At 54.3% G+C, this 14,227-nt stretch carries 25 protein-coding genes; all 25 read right to left on the reverse strand.

Translation table 11 applies throughout. The features are described from left to right. Window positions 1-15: 15 nt before the first annotated feature. The 25 genes from rpmJ to fusA all read right to left on the reverse strand — a co-directional run bounded on the left by rpmJ (window position 16) and on the right by fusA (window position 14,207). A complete protein-coding gene (gene rpmJ, locus PverR02_RS28360) occupies window positions 16-132 on the reverse strand; it encodes a 50S ribosomal protein L36 (RefSeq protein ID WP_002555468.1) in 117 nt (38 codons plus the stop codon). A gap of 27 nt (window positions 133-159) precedes the next feature. Continuing rightward, the gene (secY, locus tag PverR02_RS28365) at window positions 160-1,488 is read right to left on the reverse strand and encodes a preprotein translocase subunit SecY (protein ID WP_003176406.1); all 1,329 of its coding nucleotides are present in this window, start codon (window positions 1,486-1,488) and stop codon (window positions 160-162) included. After that, window positions 1,489-1,926 carry a 50S ribosomal protein L15 gene (gene rplO / locus PverR02_RS28370; protein WP_003176407.1) on the reverse strand — a complete coding sequence of 146 codons (438 nt, stop codon included), beginning with the start codon at window positions 1,924-1,926 and terminating at the stop codon, window positions 1,489-1,491. Between the two features lie 3 nt (window positions 1,927-1,929). Continuing rightward, on the reverse strand, window positions 1,930-2,106 hold the full coding sequence (gene rpmD / locus PverR02_RS28375; protein WP_003176408.1) for a 50S ribosomal protein L30: 177 nt from the start codon (window positions 2,104-2,106) through the stop codon (window positions 1,930-1,932). A 2-nt stretch (window positions 2,107-2,108) separates the two neighbouring features. After that, complete coding sequence (gene rpsE, locus PverR02_RS28380) at window positions 2,109-2,609, reverse strand: 30S ribosomal protein S5 (protein WP_003186035.1); 501 nt, start codon at window positions 2,607-2,609, stop codon at window positions 2,109-2,111. A gap of 3 nt (window positions 2,610-2,612) precedes the next feature. After that, window positions 2,613-2,963, reverse strand: a complete 351-nt coding sequence (gene rplR / locus PverR02_RS28385) for a 50S ribosomal protein L18 (protein WP_003186037.1) — start codon at window positions 2,961-2,963, stop codon at window positions 2,613-2,615. Window positions 2,964-2,973: 10 nt separating this feature from the next. Then, window positions 2,974-3,507: a 50S ribosomal protein L6 gene (gene rplF, locus PverR02_RS28390; RefSeq protein WP_003176412.1), complete on the reverse strand. Its 534-nt coding sequence runs from the start codon at window positions 3,505-3,507 to the stop codon at window positions 2,974-2,976. A 12-nt stretch (window positions 3,508-3,519) separates the two neighbouring features. Continuing rightward, window positions 3,520-3,912: a 30S ribosomal protein S8 gene (rpsH, locus tag PverR02_RS28395; protein ID WP_017848802.1), complete on the reverse strand. Its 393-nt coding sequence runs from the start codon at window positions 3,910-3,912 to the stop codon at window positions 3,520-3,522. A gap of 207 nt (window positions 3,913-4,119) precedes the next feature. Continuing rightward, window positions 4,120-4,425: a 30S ribosomal protein S14 gene (gene rpsN, locus PverR02_RS28400; protein WP_003176414.1), complete on the reverse strand. Its 306-nt coding sequence runs from the start codon at window positions 4,423-4,425 to the stop codon at window positions 4,120-4,122. 13 nt (window positions 4,426-4,438) lie between these two features. Beyond that, entirely contained in the window at window positions 4,439-4,978 is a 540-nt protein-coding gene (rplE, locus tag PverR02_RS28405) for a 50S ribosomal protein L5 (RefSeq protein ID WP_003194642.1), read from the reverse strand. Between the two features lie 22 nt (window positions 4,979-5,000). After that, window positions 5,001-5,315, reverse strand: coding sequence for a 50S ribosomal protein L24 (rplX, locus tag PverR02_RS28410; RefSeq protein ID WP_007896770.1), 315 nt, complete (start codon window positions 5,313-5,315; stop codon window positions 5,001-5,003). An 11-nt stretch (window positions 5,316-5,326) separates the two neighbouring features. Then, window positions 5,327-5,695 carry a 50S ribosomal protein L14 gene (gene rplN, locus PverR02_RS28415; protein WP_002555479.1) on the reverse strand — a complete coding sequence of 123 codons (369 nt, stop codon included), beginning with the start codon at window positions 5,693-5,695 and terminating at the stop codon, window positions 5,327-5,329. A 23-nt stretch (window positions 5,696-5,718) separates the two neighbouring features. Beyond that, window positions 5,719-5,985 (reverse strand): 30S ribosomal protein S17, encoded by a 267-nt coding sequence (gene rpsQ / locus PverR02_RS28420; protein WP_003176419.1) that lies wholly within the window; start codon window positions 5,983-5,985, stop codon window positions 5,719-5,721. Between the two features lie 2 nt (window positions 5,986-5,987). After that, the gene (rpmC, locus tag PverR02_RS28425; RefSeq protein ID WP_002555481.1) at window positions 5,988-6,179 is read right to left on the reverse strand and encodes a 50S ribosomal protein L29; all 192 of its coding nucleotides are present in this window, start codon (window positions 6,177-6,179) and stop codon (window positions 5,988-5,990) included. Further along, window positions 6,179-6,592: a 50S ribosomal protein L16 gene (gene rplP, locus PverR02_RS28430; protein WP_003232424.1), complete on the reverse strand. Its 414-nt coding sequence runs from the start codon at window positions 6,590-6,592 to the stop codon at window positions 6,179-6,181. The genes rpmC and rplP overlap by 1 nt, the downstream gene beginning before the upstream one ends. Before the next feature lie 12 nt (window positions 6,593-6,604). Beyond that, window positions 6,605-7,291, reverse strand: coding sequence for a 30S ribosomal protein S3 (rpsC, locus tag PverR02_RS28435; RefSeq protein WP_003176422.1), 687 nt, complete (start codon window positions 7,289-7,291; stop codon window positions 6,605-6,607). Between the two features lie 13 nt (window positions 7,292-7,304). Beyond that, window positions 7,305-7,637: a 50S ribosomal protein L22 gene (gene rplV, locus PverR02_RS28440; protein WP_003103908.1), complete on the reverse strand. Its 333-nt coding sequence runs from the start codon at window positions 7,635-7,637 to the stop codon at window positions 7,305-7,307. Window positions 7,638-7,648: 11 nt separating this feature from the next. Further along, the gene (gene rpsS / locus PverR02_RS28445; protein WP_002555486.1) at window positions 7,649-7,924 is read right to left on the reverse strand and encodes a 30S ribosomal protein S19; all 276 of its coding nucleotides are present in this window, start codon (window positions 7,922-7,924) and stop codon (window positions 7,649-7,651) included. A gap of 16 nt (window positions 7,925-7,940) precedes the next feature. Further along, a complete protein-coding gene (gene rplB / locus PverR02_RS28450) occupies window positions 7,941-8,765 on the reverse strand; it encodes a 50S ribosomal protein L2 (protein WP_003210080.1) in 825 nt (274 codons plus the stop codon). A 14-nt stretch (window positions 8,766-8,779) separates the two neighbouring features. Further along, entirely contained in the window at window positions 8,780-9,079 is a 300-nt protein-coding gene (gene rplW, locus PverR02_RS28455) for a 50S ribosomal protein L23 (protein WP_002555488.1), read from the reverse strand. After that, window positions 9,076-9,678, reverse strand: coding sequence for a 50S ribosomal protein L4 (gene rplD / locus PverR02_RS28460; protein ID WP_003210082.1), 603 nt, complete (start codon window positions 9,676-9,678; stop codon window positions 9,076-9,078). Before rplD ends, rplW begins: the two co-directional genes overlap by 4 nt. 12 nt (window positions 9,679-9,690) lie before the next feature. Continuing rightward, on the reverse strand, window positions 9,691-10,326 hold the full coding sequence (rplC, locus tag PverR02_RS28465; RefSeq protein ID WP_007253310.1) for a 50S ribosomal protein L3: 636 nt from the start codon (window positions 10,324-10,326) through the stop codon (window positions 9,691-9,693). Window positions 10,327-10,407: 81 nt separating this feature from the next. Further along, window positions 10,408-10,719 (reverse strand): 30S ribosomal protein S10, encoded by a 312-nt coding sequence (gene rpsJ, locus PverR02_RS28470; protein WP_003186070.1) that lies wholly within the window; start codon window positions 10,717-10,719, stop codon window positions 10,408-10,410. Window positions 10,720-10,877: 158 nt separating this feature from the next. After that, complete coding sequence (tuf, locus tag PverR02_RS28475) at window positions 10,878-12,071, reverse strand: elongation factor Tu (protein WP_017848801.1); 1,194 nt, start codon at window positions 12,069-12,071, stop codon at window positions 10,878-10,880. A 30-nt stretch (window positions 12,072-12,101) separates the two neighbouring features. Beyond that, entirely contained in the window at window positions 12,102-14,207 is a 2,106-nt protein-coding gene (gene fusA, locus PverR02_RS28480; RefSeq protein WP_017848800.1) for an elongation factor G, read from the reverse strand. Window positions 14,208-14,227: the final 20 nt, after the last annotated feature.

The following is a 14,227-nucleotide window of genomic DNA, read 5'->3' on the forward strand; positions in this document are numbered from 1 at the left end:
TCAAGCGGATCACACTCAGCCTTGGCGCTGTTTGTGACGCGGTTCCGCGCTGCAAATTACTCGAACAACACCTTCGCGGCGAATAATCTTGCAGTTACGGCACAGCTTTTTCACCGATGCACGAACTTTCATCACCAACTCCTCGAACCTTATGGGTACTCAGCGCAACATGCCGCTGCCGTAACCCTTCAGGTTGGCTTTCTTCATCAGGGATTCGTACTGGTGCGAAACGAGGTGCGATTGTACTTGGGACATGAAGTCCATCACAACCACGACCACGATCAGCAACGAGGTCCCGCCAAGGTAGAACGGAACGTTTGCTGCAACCACCAGGAACTGGGGCAACAAGCACACGGCCGTCATATATAGAGCACCGAACAGGGTCAAACGAGTCAGAACGCCATCAATGTAGCGTGCAGACTGCTCACCTGGACGGATGCCCGGAATAAAGGCACCGGACTTCTTCAGGTTTTCCGCTACGTCTTTCGGATTGAACATCAACGCCGTATAGAAGAAGCAGAAGAAAATAATCCCTGCACTAAACAGCAGAATATTCAACGGCTGACCAGGAGCGATCGACTGAGAGAGGTCCTGCAGCCAGCCCATGTTTTCAGACTGACCAAACCAGGTACCCAACGAAGCCGGAAACAGCAAGATGCTGCTCGCGAAAATCGCCGGAATAACACCGGCCATATTCACTTTCAGCGGCAAGTGGCTGGTCTGCGCGGCAAAGACCTTGCGGCCCTGCTGACGCTTGGCGTAGTGAACAGCAATACGACGCTGGCCACGCTCAATGAACACCACAAAACCGATAATCGCTACTGCCAGCAAACCGATGGCAACCAGGGCGAAAATGTTGATATCACCCTGACGTGCAGACTCGAAAGACTGCCCGATCGCTCTCGGAAGACCGGCGACGATACCTGCGAAAATCAACATCGAGATACCGTTACCAACACCACGCTCAGTAATCTGCTCACCCAGCCACATCATGAACATCGCACCAGCCACAAACGTGGATACCGCGACGAAATGGAAGCCAAAGTCACCAGTGAACGCAACACCCTGCCCCGCCAGGCCAACGGACATGCCGATAGCTTGAACCAGGGCGAGGATGACAGTGCCGTAGCGGGTGTACTGGCTAATCTTGCGACGGCCAGCTTCACCTTCCTTCTTCAACTGCTCCAGCTGCGGGCTGACGGCGGTCATCAGTTGCATGATGATCGATGCCGAAATGTACGGCATGATCCCCAGTGCAAAGATGCTCATCCGTTCCAGCGCGCCGCCGGAAAACATGTTGAACAAGCTAAGAATGGTCCCCTCATTCTGTCGAAACAGGTCTGCGAGTCGGTCCGGGTTGATACCTGGAACCGGGATGTGTGCGCCTATTCGGTAGACGATAATCGCCAGGAACAGAAAACGCAGACGAGCCCAAAGTTCAGACATACCGCCTTTGCCGAGCGCTGAGAGAGCACCTTGCTTAGCCATTTATTCCTCGAACTTGCCGCCAGCTGCTTCGATAGCCGAACGCGCACCTTTGGTGGCGCCGATTCCCTTGCCGATAGTGACAGCGCGAGTCACTTCACCGGACAGCATGATTTTCACACGCTGTACGTTGACGTTGATCACGTTGGCATCTTTCAGGGTCTGCACAGTAACGATGTCGCCTTCCACTTTAGCCAGCTCGGACAGACGCACTTCTGCGCGGTCCATGGCTTTCAGGGATACGAAACCGAACTTAGGCAGGCGACGATGCAGCGGCTGTTGACCGCCTTCAAAGCCTGGAGCAATGGTGCCACCGGAGCGGGAGGTTTGACCTTTGTGGCCACGGCCACCAGTCTTACCCAAACCGCTACCGATACCACGGCCCGGACGATGCTTTTCGCGACGGGAACCCGGCGCTGGACTCAGATCATTGAGTTTCATCGATTAACCCTCGACACGCAGCATGTAGTAAGCCTTGTTGATCATCCCGCGATTCTCGGGAGTATCCTGGACTTCTACAGTGTGACCGATGCGACGCAGACCCAAACCCTTAACGCACAATTTGTGGTTAGGGATGCGGCCGGTCATGCTTTTGATCAGCGTTACTTTAACGGTAGCCATGATCAGAAGATCTCCTTGACGCTTTTGCCACGCTTGGCGGCAATGGATTCAGGAGACTGCATTGCTTTCAAACCCTTGAAAGTGGCGTGAACCACGTTTACTGGGTTAGTCGAGCCGTAGCACTTGGCCAGAACGTTCTGAACGCCAGCAACTTCGAGGACAGCACGCATAGCGCCGCCAGCGATGATACCGGTACCTTCAGAAGCAGGCTGCATGTACACCTTCGAAGCGCCATGGGCGGACTTCATTGCGTACTGCAGAGTGGTGCCGTTCAGATCAACTTGGATCATGTTGCGACGAGCAGCTTCCATTGCCTTCTGGATCGCAGCAGGCACTTCACGTGACTTGCCACGGCCGAAGCCAACGCGCCCTTTACCATCACCCACCACGGTCAACGCGGTGAAAGTGAAGATACGGCCGCCTTTAACGGTTTTGGCTACGCGGTTAACTTGAACCAGCTTCTCAATGTAGCCTTCGTCGCGCTTTTGGTCGTTATTTGACATAACTTAGAACTCCAGCCCAGCTTCACGAGCAGCATCAGCCAGCGCCTTGACGCGACCGTGATACTTGAAGCCAGAGCGGTCGAAAGCCACCTGCGAGACGCCAGCGGCTTTAGCACGCGTAGCGACCAGCTGGCCAACCTTAGTGGCCGCGTCGATGTTGCCGGTGGCACCATCACGCAGTTCTTTATCCAAAGTCGAGGCGCTTGCCAGGACTTTGTTGCCGTCGGCCGAGATGACCTGGGCGTAGATGTGCTGCGACGAGCGGAACACGCAGAGACGCACGACTTCGAGTTCGTGCATTTTCAGGCGTGCTTTGCGAGCGCGACGCAGTCGAGTAACTTTTTTGTCGGTCATTTGCTATGCCCTACTTCTTCTTGGCTTCTTTACGACGGACGACTTCGTCCGCGTAGCGCACACCTTTGCCTTTGTACGGCTCTGGTGGACGGAAGTCGCGGATCTCAGCGGCCACCTGACCTACCAGCTGCTTATCGATGCCCTTGATCAGGATATCGGTTTGGCTAGGGGTCTCAGCGGTGATGCCTTCCGGCAGTTCGTAATCCACTGGGTGCGAGAAGCCAAGGGCCAGGTTCAAAACCGTGCCTTTTGCTTGCGCTTTGTAACCAACACCGACCAGCTGGAGCTTACGCTCGAAGCCTTGGCTTACGCCTTGGACCATGTTGTTTACCAACGCACGCGTGGTACCGGCCATTGCGCGAGTTTGTTGATCGCCATTGCGAGCAGCGAAACGCAGCTCACCAGCTTCTTCAACGATCTCAACGGACGAATGGATGTTCAGTTCAAGAGTACCCTTGGCACCCTTCACCGAAAGCTGTTGGCCTGCGAATTTTACTTCGACACCGGCTGGCAGCTTAACGGGGTTCTTAGCGACGCGAGACATGCTTATCCCCCCTTAGAACACAGTGCAAAGAACTTCGCCGCCGACACCGGCAGCGCGCGCAGCACGATCCGTCATCACACCTTTGTTGGTGGAGACGATAGACACGCCAAGACCGCCACGAACTTTCGGCAGATCTTCAACGGACTTGTACTGACGCAGGCCTGGACGGCTAACGCGCTTCACTTCCTCGATGACCGGACGGCCTTCGAAGTACTTCAGCTCGATGGACAGCAGTGGTTTGATTTCGCTGCTGATCTGATAACCCGCAATGTAGCCTTCGTCTTTCAGGACTTTGGCAACAGCTACCTTCAACGTGGAAGATGGCATGCTTACGACGGACTTTTCAGCCATCTGGGCATTACGGATACGAGTTAGCATGTCCGCTAACGGGTCCTGCATACTCATGGGCTAGACGCTCCTAATACAAAAAAATTAGCCTTGCGGCTACATATGTCGCTGAGTATCTCCGGGCATAGAAAACACGGGCTCAGGCGAGCCGGGTATTCTAGACACACTCCGGAAATGAAACAAGCCCCAAAAGGGGCTTGTTCCAGATTCAAGGTACCGGCGGTCAGTATCTTGCGATTCAGACCGCCCGGACTTTGAAAGTACTTACCAGCTGGCTTTAACCAGACCTGGTACGTCACCACGCATTGCCGCTTCACGCAGTTTGTTACGGCCGAGGCCGAACTTGCGGTAAACGCCGTGTGGACGACCGGTCAGGCGGCAGCGGTTACGCATGCGCGAGGCGCTTGCGTCACGTGGCTGCTTCTGCAGAGCTACTGTGGCTTCCCAACGTGCTTCTGGACTTGCGTTCAGATCAACGATGATTGCTTTCAGTGCTGCACGCTTCTTGGCGTACTTGGCAACCGTGAGCTGACGTTTCAGCTCGCGGTTTTTCATGCTCATCTTGGCCATGGTCCTACTCCAATCAGTTGCGGAACGGGAATTTGAAAGCACGCAACAGGGCGCGACCTTCATCATCGTTCTTGGCAGTGGTGGTCAGGGTGATGTCCAGACCGCGGAGAGCATCGATCTTGTCGTAGTCGATTTCCGGGAAGATGATCTGCTCTTTCACGCCCATGCTGTAGTTACCACGACCATCGAAGGACTTGGCATTCAGGCCGCGGAAGTCGCGGACCCGAGGCAGGGAGATCGACAGCAGACGATCCAGGAATTCGTACATACGCTCACGGCGCAGAGTCACTTTGACGCCGATCGGCCAACCTTCACGGACTTTAAAGCCAGCGATGGATTTCCGAGCGTAAGTCACAACGACTTTTTGACCGGTGATCTTTTCCAGGTCAGCAACAGCGTGCTCGATGACTTTTTTGTCGCCGATCGCTTCGCCCAGACCCATGTTCAGGGTGATTTTGGTAACGCGCGGAACTTCCATCACGTTCCCGAGCTTAAGTTCTTCCTTAAGCTTGGGGGCGATTTCCTTCCGGTAAATCTCTTGTAGTCGTGCCATGGTCTTATCTACCTAGCAGTGTTCAAGCATCAACCGCTTTTTGGGTCGACTTGAAGACACGAATTTTCTTACCGTCTTCTACTTTGAAACCAACGCGGTCAGCCTTGTTGGTTTCGCCGTTGAAGATGGCGACGTTAGAAGCGTGCAGTGGCGCTTCTTTCTCGACGATACCGCCTTGTACGCCCGACATAGGGTTAGGCTTGGTATGACGCTTGACCAGGTTCAGACCACCGACGACCAGACGGTCGTCAGCGAGAACCTTCAGCACCTTACCGCGCTTACCTTTGTCTTTGCCGGCGATCACGATGATCTCGTCGTCACGACGAATCTTTTGCATGTCGGATCTCCTTACAGCACTTCTGGGGCGAGCGAGACGATCTTCATGAACTTCTCAGTACGAAGTTCACGGGTCACTGGCCCAAAGATACGGGTGCCGATCGGCTCTTGCTTGTTGTTCAGAAGAACAGCAGCGTTGCCATCAAAGCGGATAATGGAGCCATCTGCACGGCGAACGCCGTGACGAGTGCGGACTACAACAGCAGTCATCACTTGGCCTTTTTTCACTTTACCGCGAGGAATTGCTTCCTTCACGGTAACTTTGATGATGTCACCGATACCAGCGTAACGACGATGGGAGCCACCCAGCACCTTGATGCACATAACACGGCGAGCGCCGCTGTTATCGGCCACATCGAGCATGGATTGAGTCTGAATCATATAATTTCTCCGACCCCTAGTCCTTAGACTTCCACAGCGCGTTCGAGAACATCAACCAGTGCCCAAGACTTGGTCTTGGCCAGCGGACGAGTTTCACGAATAGTGACTTTGTCGCCGATGTGGCACTGGTTGGTTTCGTCGTGCGCGTGCAGCTTAGTCGAACGCTTAACATATTTACCGTAGATCGGGTGCTTAACGCGACGCTCGATCAAAACGGTGATGGTTTTGTCCATCTTGTCGCTGACAACACGGCCAGTCAGCGTACGGACAGTCTTTTCGGCTTCAGCCATGATCACTTACCTGCCTGCTGGTTGAGCACAGTCTTCACGCGAGCGATGTCACGCTTAACTTGCGAGAGCAGATGAGACTGCCCCAACTGGCCAGTTGCTTTCTGCATGCGCAGATTGAACTGGTCGCGCAGCAGGCCGAGCAGTTGCTCGTTCAGCTGCTGTGCGGATTTTTCACGAAGTTCATTCGCTTTCATCACATCACCGTCCGTTTAACAAAGGCGGTGGCGAGCGGCAGCTTTGCAGCAGCCAGGGCAAAAGCCTCACGCGCCAGCTCTTCAGTTACACCCTCGATTTCATACAGGACTTTGCCTGGCTGAATCTGGGCTACCCAGTATTCCACGTTACCCTTACCTTTACCCATCCGAACTTCGAGGGGCTTTTTGGAGATCGGCTTGTCCGGGAATACACGGATCCAGATCTTGCCGCCACGTTTTACGTGACGGGTCAGAGCACGACGCGCTGACTCGATCTGACGAGCGGTGAGACGACCACGAGCTACAGACTTCAGCGCGAATTCGCCGAAGCTGACTTTGCTACCGCGCTGAGCCAGACCACGGTTGTGGCCTGTCATCTGCTTGCGGAACTTCGTACGCTTTGGTTGCAACATTTGGCGTACCCCTTACTTAGCAGCTTTTTTACGAGGCGCTGGTGCTTGTGGTTTCAGTTCTTCTTGGCGACCACCAATTACTTCGCCTTTGAAGATCCAAACCTTTACACCGATCACACCATAAGTGGTGTGAGCTTCGTAGTTGGCATAGTCGATGTCGGCACGCAGGGTGTGCAGTGGCACACGACCTTCGCGATACCATTCAGTACGTGCGATTTCAGCACCGCCGAGACGACCGCTCACTTGGATTTTGATGCCTTTGGCACCAATACGCATGGCGTTCTGTACGGCGCGCTTCATAGCGCGACGGAACATGACGCGACGCTCCAGCTGCTGAGCTACGCTCTGCGCAACCAGCATACCGTCGAGCTCCGGCTTGCGGATCTCTTCGATATTGATGTGCACAGGCACACCCATTTGCTTGGTCAGGTCCTGACGCAGTTTCTCAACATCTTCACCTTTCTTCCCGATAACGATACCTGGACGAGCGGTGTGGATGGTGATACGTGCAGTTTGTGCCGGACGATGGATATCGATACGGCTTACGGACGCGCTTTTTAGTTTGTCTTGGAGATACTCACGCACCTTCAGATCAGCGAACAAATAGTCCGCATAAGTCCGACCGTCTGCGTACCAGACGGAGGTGTGCTCCTTGACGATTCCCAGGCGAATGCCAATGGGATGTACTTTCTGACCCATCTCTTCGACTCCGTTACTTGTCAGCAACCTTGACAGTGATATGGCAAGACCGCTTGACGATGCGATCAGCACGGCCTTTGGCACGCGGCATGATACGCTTCAGCGAACGCCCTTCGTTGACGAAAACGGTGCTGACCTTCAGGTCATCAACGTCTGCGCCTTCGTTATGCTCGGCGTTGGCTACGGCCGACTCCAGCACTTTCTTCATGATCTCGGCGGCTTTCTTACTGCTGAAAGCCAACAGGTTGAGCGCTTCGCCCACCTTCTTCCCGCGGATCTGGTCGGCGACCAAGCGGGCTTTCTGGGCGGAGATTCGAGCGCCCGACAACTTAGCGGCTACTTCCATTTCCTTACCCCTTAACGCTTGGCTTTCTTGTCTGCCACGTGCCCACGATAAGTGCGGGTACCGGCAAACTCGCCTAGTTTGTGGCCGACCATGTCTTCGTTAACGAGAACTGGGACGTGTTGACGACCGTTGTGTACTGCGATGGTCAGACCGACCATTTGTGGCAGGATCATCGAACGACGCGACCAGGTCTTAACTGGTTTGCGATCGTTCTTTTCCGCCGCCACTTCGATCTTCTTCAGTAGGTGAAGATCAATAAAAGGACCTTTTTTCAGAGAACGTGGCACTGTCGTATCCCTCTATTTACTTGCGACGACGGACGATCATTTTGTCGGTACGCTTATTACCACGAGTCTTCGCGCCCTTAGTCGGGAAGCCCCATGGCGATACCGGATGACGACCACCAGAGGTACGACCTTCACCACCACCGTGTGGGTGGTCAACCGGGTTCATGGCAACACCACGAACGGTTGGGCGAACGCCACGCCAGCGTTTGGCACCAGCTTTACCCAGCGAACGCAGGCTGTGCTCGGAGTTCGAGACTTCACCCAGGGTCGCGCGGCATTCAGCCAGCACTTTACGCATCTCACCAGAACGCAGACGCAGGGTCACGTAGACACCTTCACGAGCGATCAGCTGAGCCGAAGCACCAGCGGAACGAGCGATTTGCGCGCCTTTACCTGGCTTCAATTCGATGCCGTGTACGGTGCTACCAACTGGAATGTTACGCAGTTGCAGAGCGTTGCCCGGCTTGATCGGTGCCAGAGCACCTGCGATCAGCTGGTCACCAGCACTCACGCCTTTAGGGGCGATGATGTAGCGACGCTCGCCATCTGCGTACAGCAGCAGAGCGATGTGAGCAGTACGGTTTGGATCGTATTCGATACGCTCGACAGTGGCAGCGATGCCATCTTTGTCGTTGCGACGGAAGTCGACCAGACGATAATGCTGTTTATGGCCACCACCGATGTGACGAGTGGTAATGCGACCATTGTTGTTACGACCACCAGTCTTCGATTTCTTCTCGAGCAGCGGTGCGTGAGGAGCGCCTTTATGCAGCTCCTGGTTGACCACCTTGACCACAAAACGGCGGCCAGGGGAAGTCGGTTTGCATTTAACGATTGCCATGATGCACCCCTTCCTTACTCAGCACTGCTGCTGAAATCGAGATCTTGGCCTGGCTGAAGGGAGATAACTGCCTTCTTCCAGTCATTACGCTTGCCCAGACCGCGAGCAGTGCGCTTGCTCTTACCCAGAACATTCAGGGTAGTAACACGCTCTACTTTCACGCTGAACAGGCTTTCGACGGCCTTCTTGATTTCCAGCTTGGTTGCGTCAGTTGCAACCTTGAAAACGAACTGGCCTTTCTTGTCAGCCAGAACCGTAGCCTTTTCGGAAACGTGCGGGCCAAGCAGAACTTTAAATACGCGTTCCTGGTTCATCCCAGCAGCTCCTCGAATTTCTTCACGGCCGACACGGTGATCAACACCTTGTCGTATGCGATCAGACTAACTGGATCGGAACCTTGCACGTCACGTACATCAACGTGTGGCAGGTTGCGAGCAGCCAGGTACAGGTTCTGATCAACAGCTTCAGACACGATCAAGACGTCAGTCAGGCCCATGCCGTTCAGCTTGTTCAGCAGATCTTTGGTTTTCGGTGCTTCAACAGCGAAGTCCTGAACCACGACCAGACGATCAGTACGCACGAGTTCAGCAAGGATGGAGCGCAGTGCTGCGCGGTACATCTTCTTGTTGAGCTTCTGAGTGTGATCCTGCGGACGAGCTGCGAAAGTGGTACCGCCGCCGCGCCAGATTGGGCTACGGATAGTACCGGCACGAGCACGGCCAGTACCTTTCTGACGCCAAGGGCGCTTACCGCCACCACGAACGTCGGAACGGGTCTTTTGCTGCTTGCTACCTTGACGGCCGCCGGCCATGTAGGCCACGACTGCTTGGTGAACGAGCGTCTCGTTGAATTCGCCGCCAAATGTCAGTTCGGAAACTTCGATCGCTTGAGCGTCATTTACATTTAATTGCATGTCAGCTTCCCCTTAACCGCGAGCCTTGGCCGCTGGACGTACAACCAGGTTGCCGCCAGTAGCGCCAGGAACAGCACCCTTGACCAACAACAGATTGCGTTCAGCGTCGACGCGCACTACTTCGAGGGACTGCACGGTCACGCGCTCAGCGCCCATATGACCGGACATTTTTTTGCCCTTGAATACACGACCAGGAGTCTGGCACTGGCCAATAGAGCCCGGGACGCGGTGGGAAACGGAGTTACCGTGAGTGTTGTCTTGGCCACGGAAATTCCAACGCTTGATCGTACCCTGGAAGCCTTTACCCTTGGACTGACCGGTTACATCAACCAGTTGACCAGCGGCGAAGATTTCAGCGTTGATCAGATCGCCAGCCTGGTAGTCGCCTTCTTCAAGACGGAACTCCATAACAGTGCGACCAGCTGCAACGTTTGCTTTAGCGAAGTGACCTGCTTGAGCAGCAGTCACGCGCGAAGCACGACGCTCGCCGACAGTGACTTGCACTGCACGATAGCCATCGGTTTCTTCAGTTTTGAACTGGGTGACGCGATTCGGTTCGATCTCAATGACCGTGACCGGAATGGAGACACCTTCTTCGGTGAAAATACGGGTCATACCGCATTTACGACCGACTACACCAATAGTCATGTTGTAAACCTCATGAGTGTACGGGGCTTTCACCCGCTATGGCCGCCCATTTCAGAGCGTTACACGACTAAGACCCAAGTCTTAGCCGAGGCTGATCTGTACTTCCACACCGGCCGCCAGATCAAGCTTCATAAGTGCATCAACGGTTTTATCCGTTGGCTGGACGATGTCCAGTACGCGCTTATGAGTACGGATCTCGTACTGGTCACGCGCGTCTTTGTTGACGTGCGGGGAGACCAGAACGGTGAACCGCTCTTTACGGGTAGGCAGTGGAATTGGACCACGCACTTGAGCACCAGTACGTTTCGCGGTTTCCACGATTTCCTGGGTGGATTGGTCGATCAGGCGATGGTCAAAAGCCTTCAACCTGATACGGATTTGCTGATTTTGCATTGGATTTCAGACTCCGGCTGCTATTCCCAGCGAGCGCAATACGCCCGTTAAAAGGAGGCGCAATTCTATAGACGCCCCAGATAGGTGTCAACCCAATAAAAAAAGCCCCCGCTGAGCGGGGGCTTTTTCAAAACCTCGAAGCTAACTCAAAAAAGAGCTTACTCGATGATTTTAGCTACAACGCCAGCACCAACGGTACGGCCGCCTTCACGGATAGCGAAGCGCAGACCGTCTTCCATTGCGATGGTTTTGATCAGGGTAACAGTCATTTGAATGTTATCGCCTGGCATTACCATTTCAACGCCTTCTGGCAATTCGCAGTTACCAGTCACGTCAGTAGTACGGAAGTAGAACTGTGGACGGTAGCCTTTGAAGAACGGAGTGTGACGACCGCCTTCTTCCTTGCTCAGAACGTAAACTTCTGCGGTGAACTTGGTGTGCGGCTTAACGGTACCTGGCTTAACCAGAACCTGACCACGTTCAACGTCATCACGCTTGGTGCCGCGCAGCAGTACGCCGCAGTTCTCGCCAGCACGACCTTCGTCGAGCAGCTTGCGGAACATTTCAACACCGGTGCAAGTGGTAACGGTGGTGTCACGCAGACCAACGATTTCCAGTGGGTCTTGAACGCGAACGATACCACGCTCGATACGACCAGTCACAACAGTACCGCGACCCGAGATCGAGAATACGTCTTCGATTGGCATCAGGAATGGCTTGTCGGTCAGACGAACTGGTTCTGGGATGTAGCTGTCCAGAGTTTCAACCAGTTTACGAACGGCAGTGGTGCCCATTTCGTTGTCGTCTTTGCCTTCCAGCGCCATACGAGCAGAACCGATGATGATCGGAGTGTCGTCGCCTGGGAAGTCGTAAGTGCTCAGCAGATCGCGCACTTCCATCTCAACCAGTTCCAGCAGCTCAGCGTCGTCTACCAGGTCAGCCTTGTTCAGGAAAACCACGATGTACGGAACGCCTACCTGACGGGACAGCAGGATGTGCTCACGGGTTTGTGGCATCGGACCATCAGCGGCCGAGCAAACCAGGATCGCGCCGTCCATCTGGGCAGCACCAGTGATCATGTTCTTCACATAGTCAGCGTGACCTGGGCAGTCAACGTGAGCGTAGTGACGAATCTTCGAGTTGTACTCGACGTGCGCGGTGTTGATGGTGATACCACGAGCTTTTTCTTCTGGTGCGCTGTCGATTTTATCGAAATCAACGATTGCGGAACCGAATACTTCGGAGCAAACGCGAGTCAGAGCAGCAGTCAGAGTGGTTTTACCGTGGTCAACGTGACCGATGGTGCCAACGTTGACGTGCGGTAGGGAACGATCAAATTTTTCTTTAGCCACGACAATTAACTCCTTGCCTAAAGGACTGAATCAGCCTTGTTTTTTGGATACAGTTTCAGCGATGTGCGCCGGAGCTGTGTTGTATTTTTTGAATTCCATAGAGTAGCTTGCGCGACCCTGGGACATGGAGCGAACGTCGGTCGCATAACCGAACATCTCACCCAACGGAACCTCGGCGCGAATCACTTTGCCGGAAACCGTGTCTTCCATACCCAAGATCATGCCGCGACGACGGTTAAGGTCGCCCATGACATCACCCATATAGTCTTCAGGTGTAACAACTTCTACCGCCATGATTGGCTCAAGCAACTCACCACCGCCCTTCTGGGCCAGTTGCTTGGTTGCCATGGAAGCAGCCACCTTGAACGCCATCTCGTTGGAGTCGACGTCGTGGTAAGAACCGTCAAAAACGGTTGCTTTCAGGCCGATCAGCGGATAGCCGGCGACAACACCGTTCTTCATCTGCTCTTCGATACCCTTCTGGATAGCAGGGATGTATTCCTTAGGAACAACACCACCTACTACTTCGTTCACGAATTGCAGACCTTCCTGACCTTCGTCAGCAGGAGCAAAACGGATCCAGCAGTGACCGAACTGACCACGACCGCCGGACTGACGAACGAACTTGCCTTCGATTTCACAGTTCTTCGTGATGCGCTCACGATAGGAAACCTGAGGCTTACCGATGTTGGCTTCGACGTTGAACTCACGGCGCATCCGGTCAACCAGGATGTCCAGGTGCAACTCGCCCATGCCGGAGATGATCGTTTGACCAGTCTCTTCATCAGTCTTGACGCGGAAAGATGGATCTTCCTGAGCAAGTTTGCCCAGAGCGATACCCATTTTTTCCTGGTCATCCTTGGTCTTAGGCTCTACGGCAACCGAAATAACCGGCTCCGGGAAGTCCATACGAACCAGGATGATTGGCTTAGCAGCGTCGCACAAAGTTTCACCAGTGGTGACGTCCTTCATGCCGATCAGGGCCGCGATGTCACCAGCGCGCACTTCCTTGATCTCTTCACGGGCGTTTGCGTGCATTTGCACCATACGACCCACGCGCTCTTTCTTACCTTTAACCGAGTTGATCACGCCGTCGCCGGAGGCCAACACGCCCGAGTAAACGCGGACGAAAGTCAAGGTACCCACGAATGGGTCGGTTGCGATCTTGAACGCCAGAGCCGAGAACGGCTCGCTGTCATCGGCGTGACGCTCCATCTCTTCTTCCTCGTTATCAGGGTTGGTACCCTTGATAGCAGGAATGTCGGTTGGAGCAGGCAGGTAGTCGATAACGGCGTCGAGAACCAGGGGAACACCCTTGTTCTTGAAGGAAGAACCACAAACAGCCAAGACGATCTCACCAGCGATAGTACGCTGACGCAGAGCGGCCTTGATTTCCGCGTTGGTGAGCTCTTCACCTTCGAGGTACTTGTTCATCAGCTCTTCGCTGGCTTCGGCAGCAGCCTCAACCATGTTGTTACGCCACTCGTCAGCCAGCTCCTGCAGTTCAGCAGGGATAGGCTTACGAACAGGAACCATACCTTTGTCAGCGTCATTCCAGTAGACGGCTTCCATGGCGATCAGATCGATCTGGCCCTGGAAGTTATCTTCGGAACCGATTGCCAATTGAATTGGCACCGGAGTGTGACCCAGACGCTGCTTGATCTGACCGATCACGCGCAGGAAGTTGGCACCAGCACGGTCCATCTTGTTTACGTAAACAAGACGTGGAACGCCGTATTTGTTGGCTTGACGCCATACGGTTTCCGACTGAGGCTCAACACCCGAGGTACCGCAGAACACAACGACAGCGCCGTCGAGTACACGCAGGGAACGTTCAACTTCAATAGTGAAGTCTACGTGGCCCGGGGTATCGATAACGTTGAAGCGGTGCTCGTCTTTGTACTGCTTCTCGGAACCTTTCCAGAAGGCGGTAATAGCAGCAGAAGTAATGGTAATACCACGCTCCTGCTCCTGAACCATCCAGTCTGTGGTCGCGGCGCCGTCATGCACCTCGCCCATCTTGTGACTTTTGCCGGTGTAAAAAAGGACGCGCTCGGTGGTGGTGGTTTTACCAGCATCCACGTGAGCAACGATACCAATGTTACGGTAGCGATTAATCGGTGTAGTACGAGCCATAAAGCCCTCGCAAATTGAGT

Origin of the sequence: Pseudomonas veronii (assembly GCF_002028325.1) — a bacterium.
Classification (GTDB): domain Bacteria; phylum Pseudomonadota; class Gammaproteobacteria; order Pseudomonadales; family Pseudomonadaceae; genus Aquipseudomonas; species Aquipseudomonas veronii.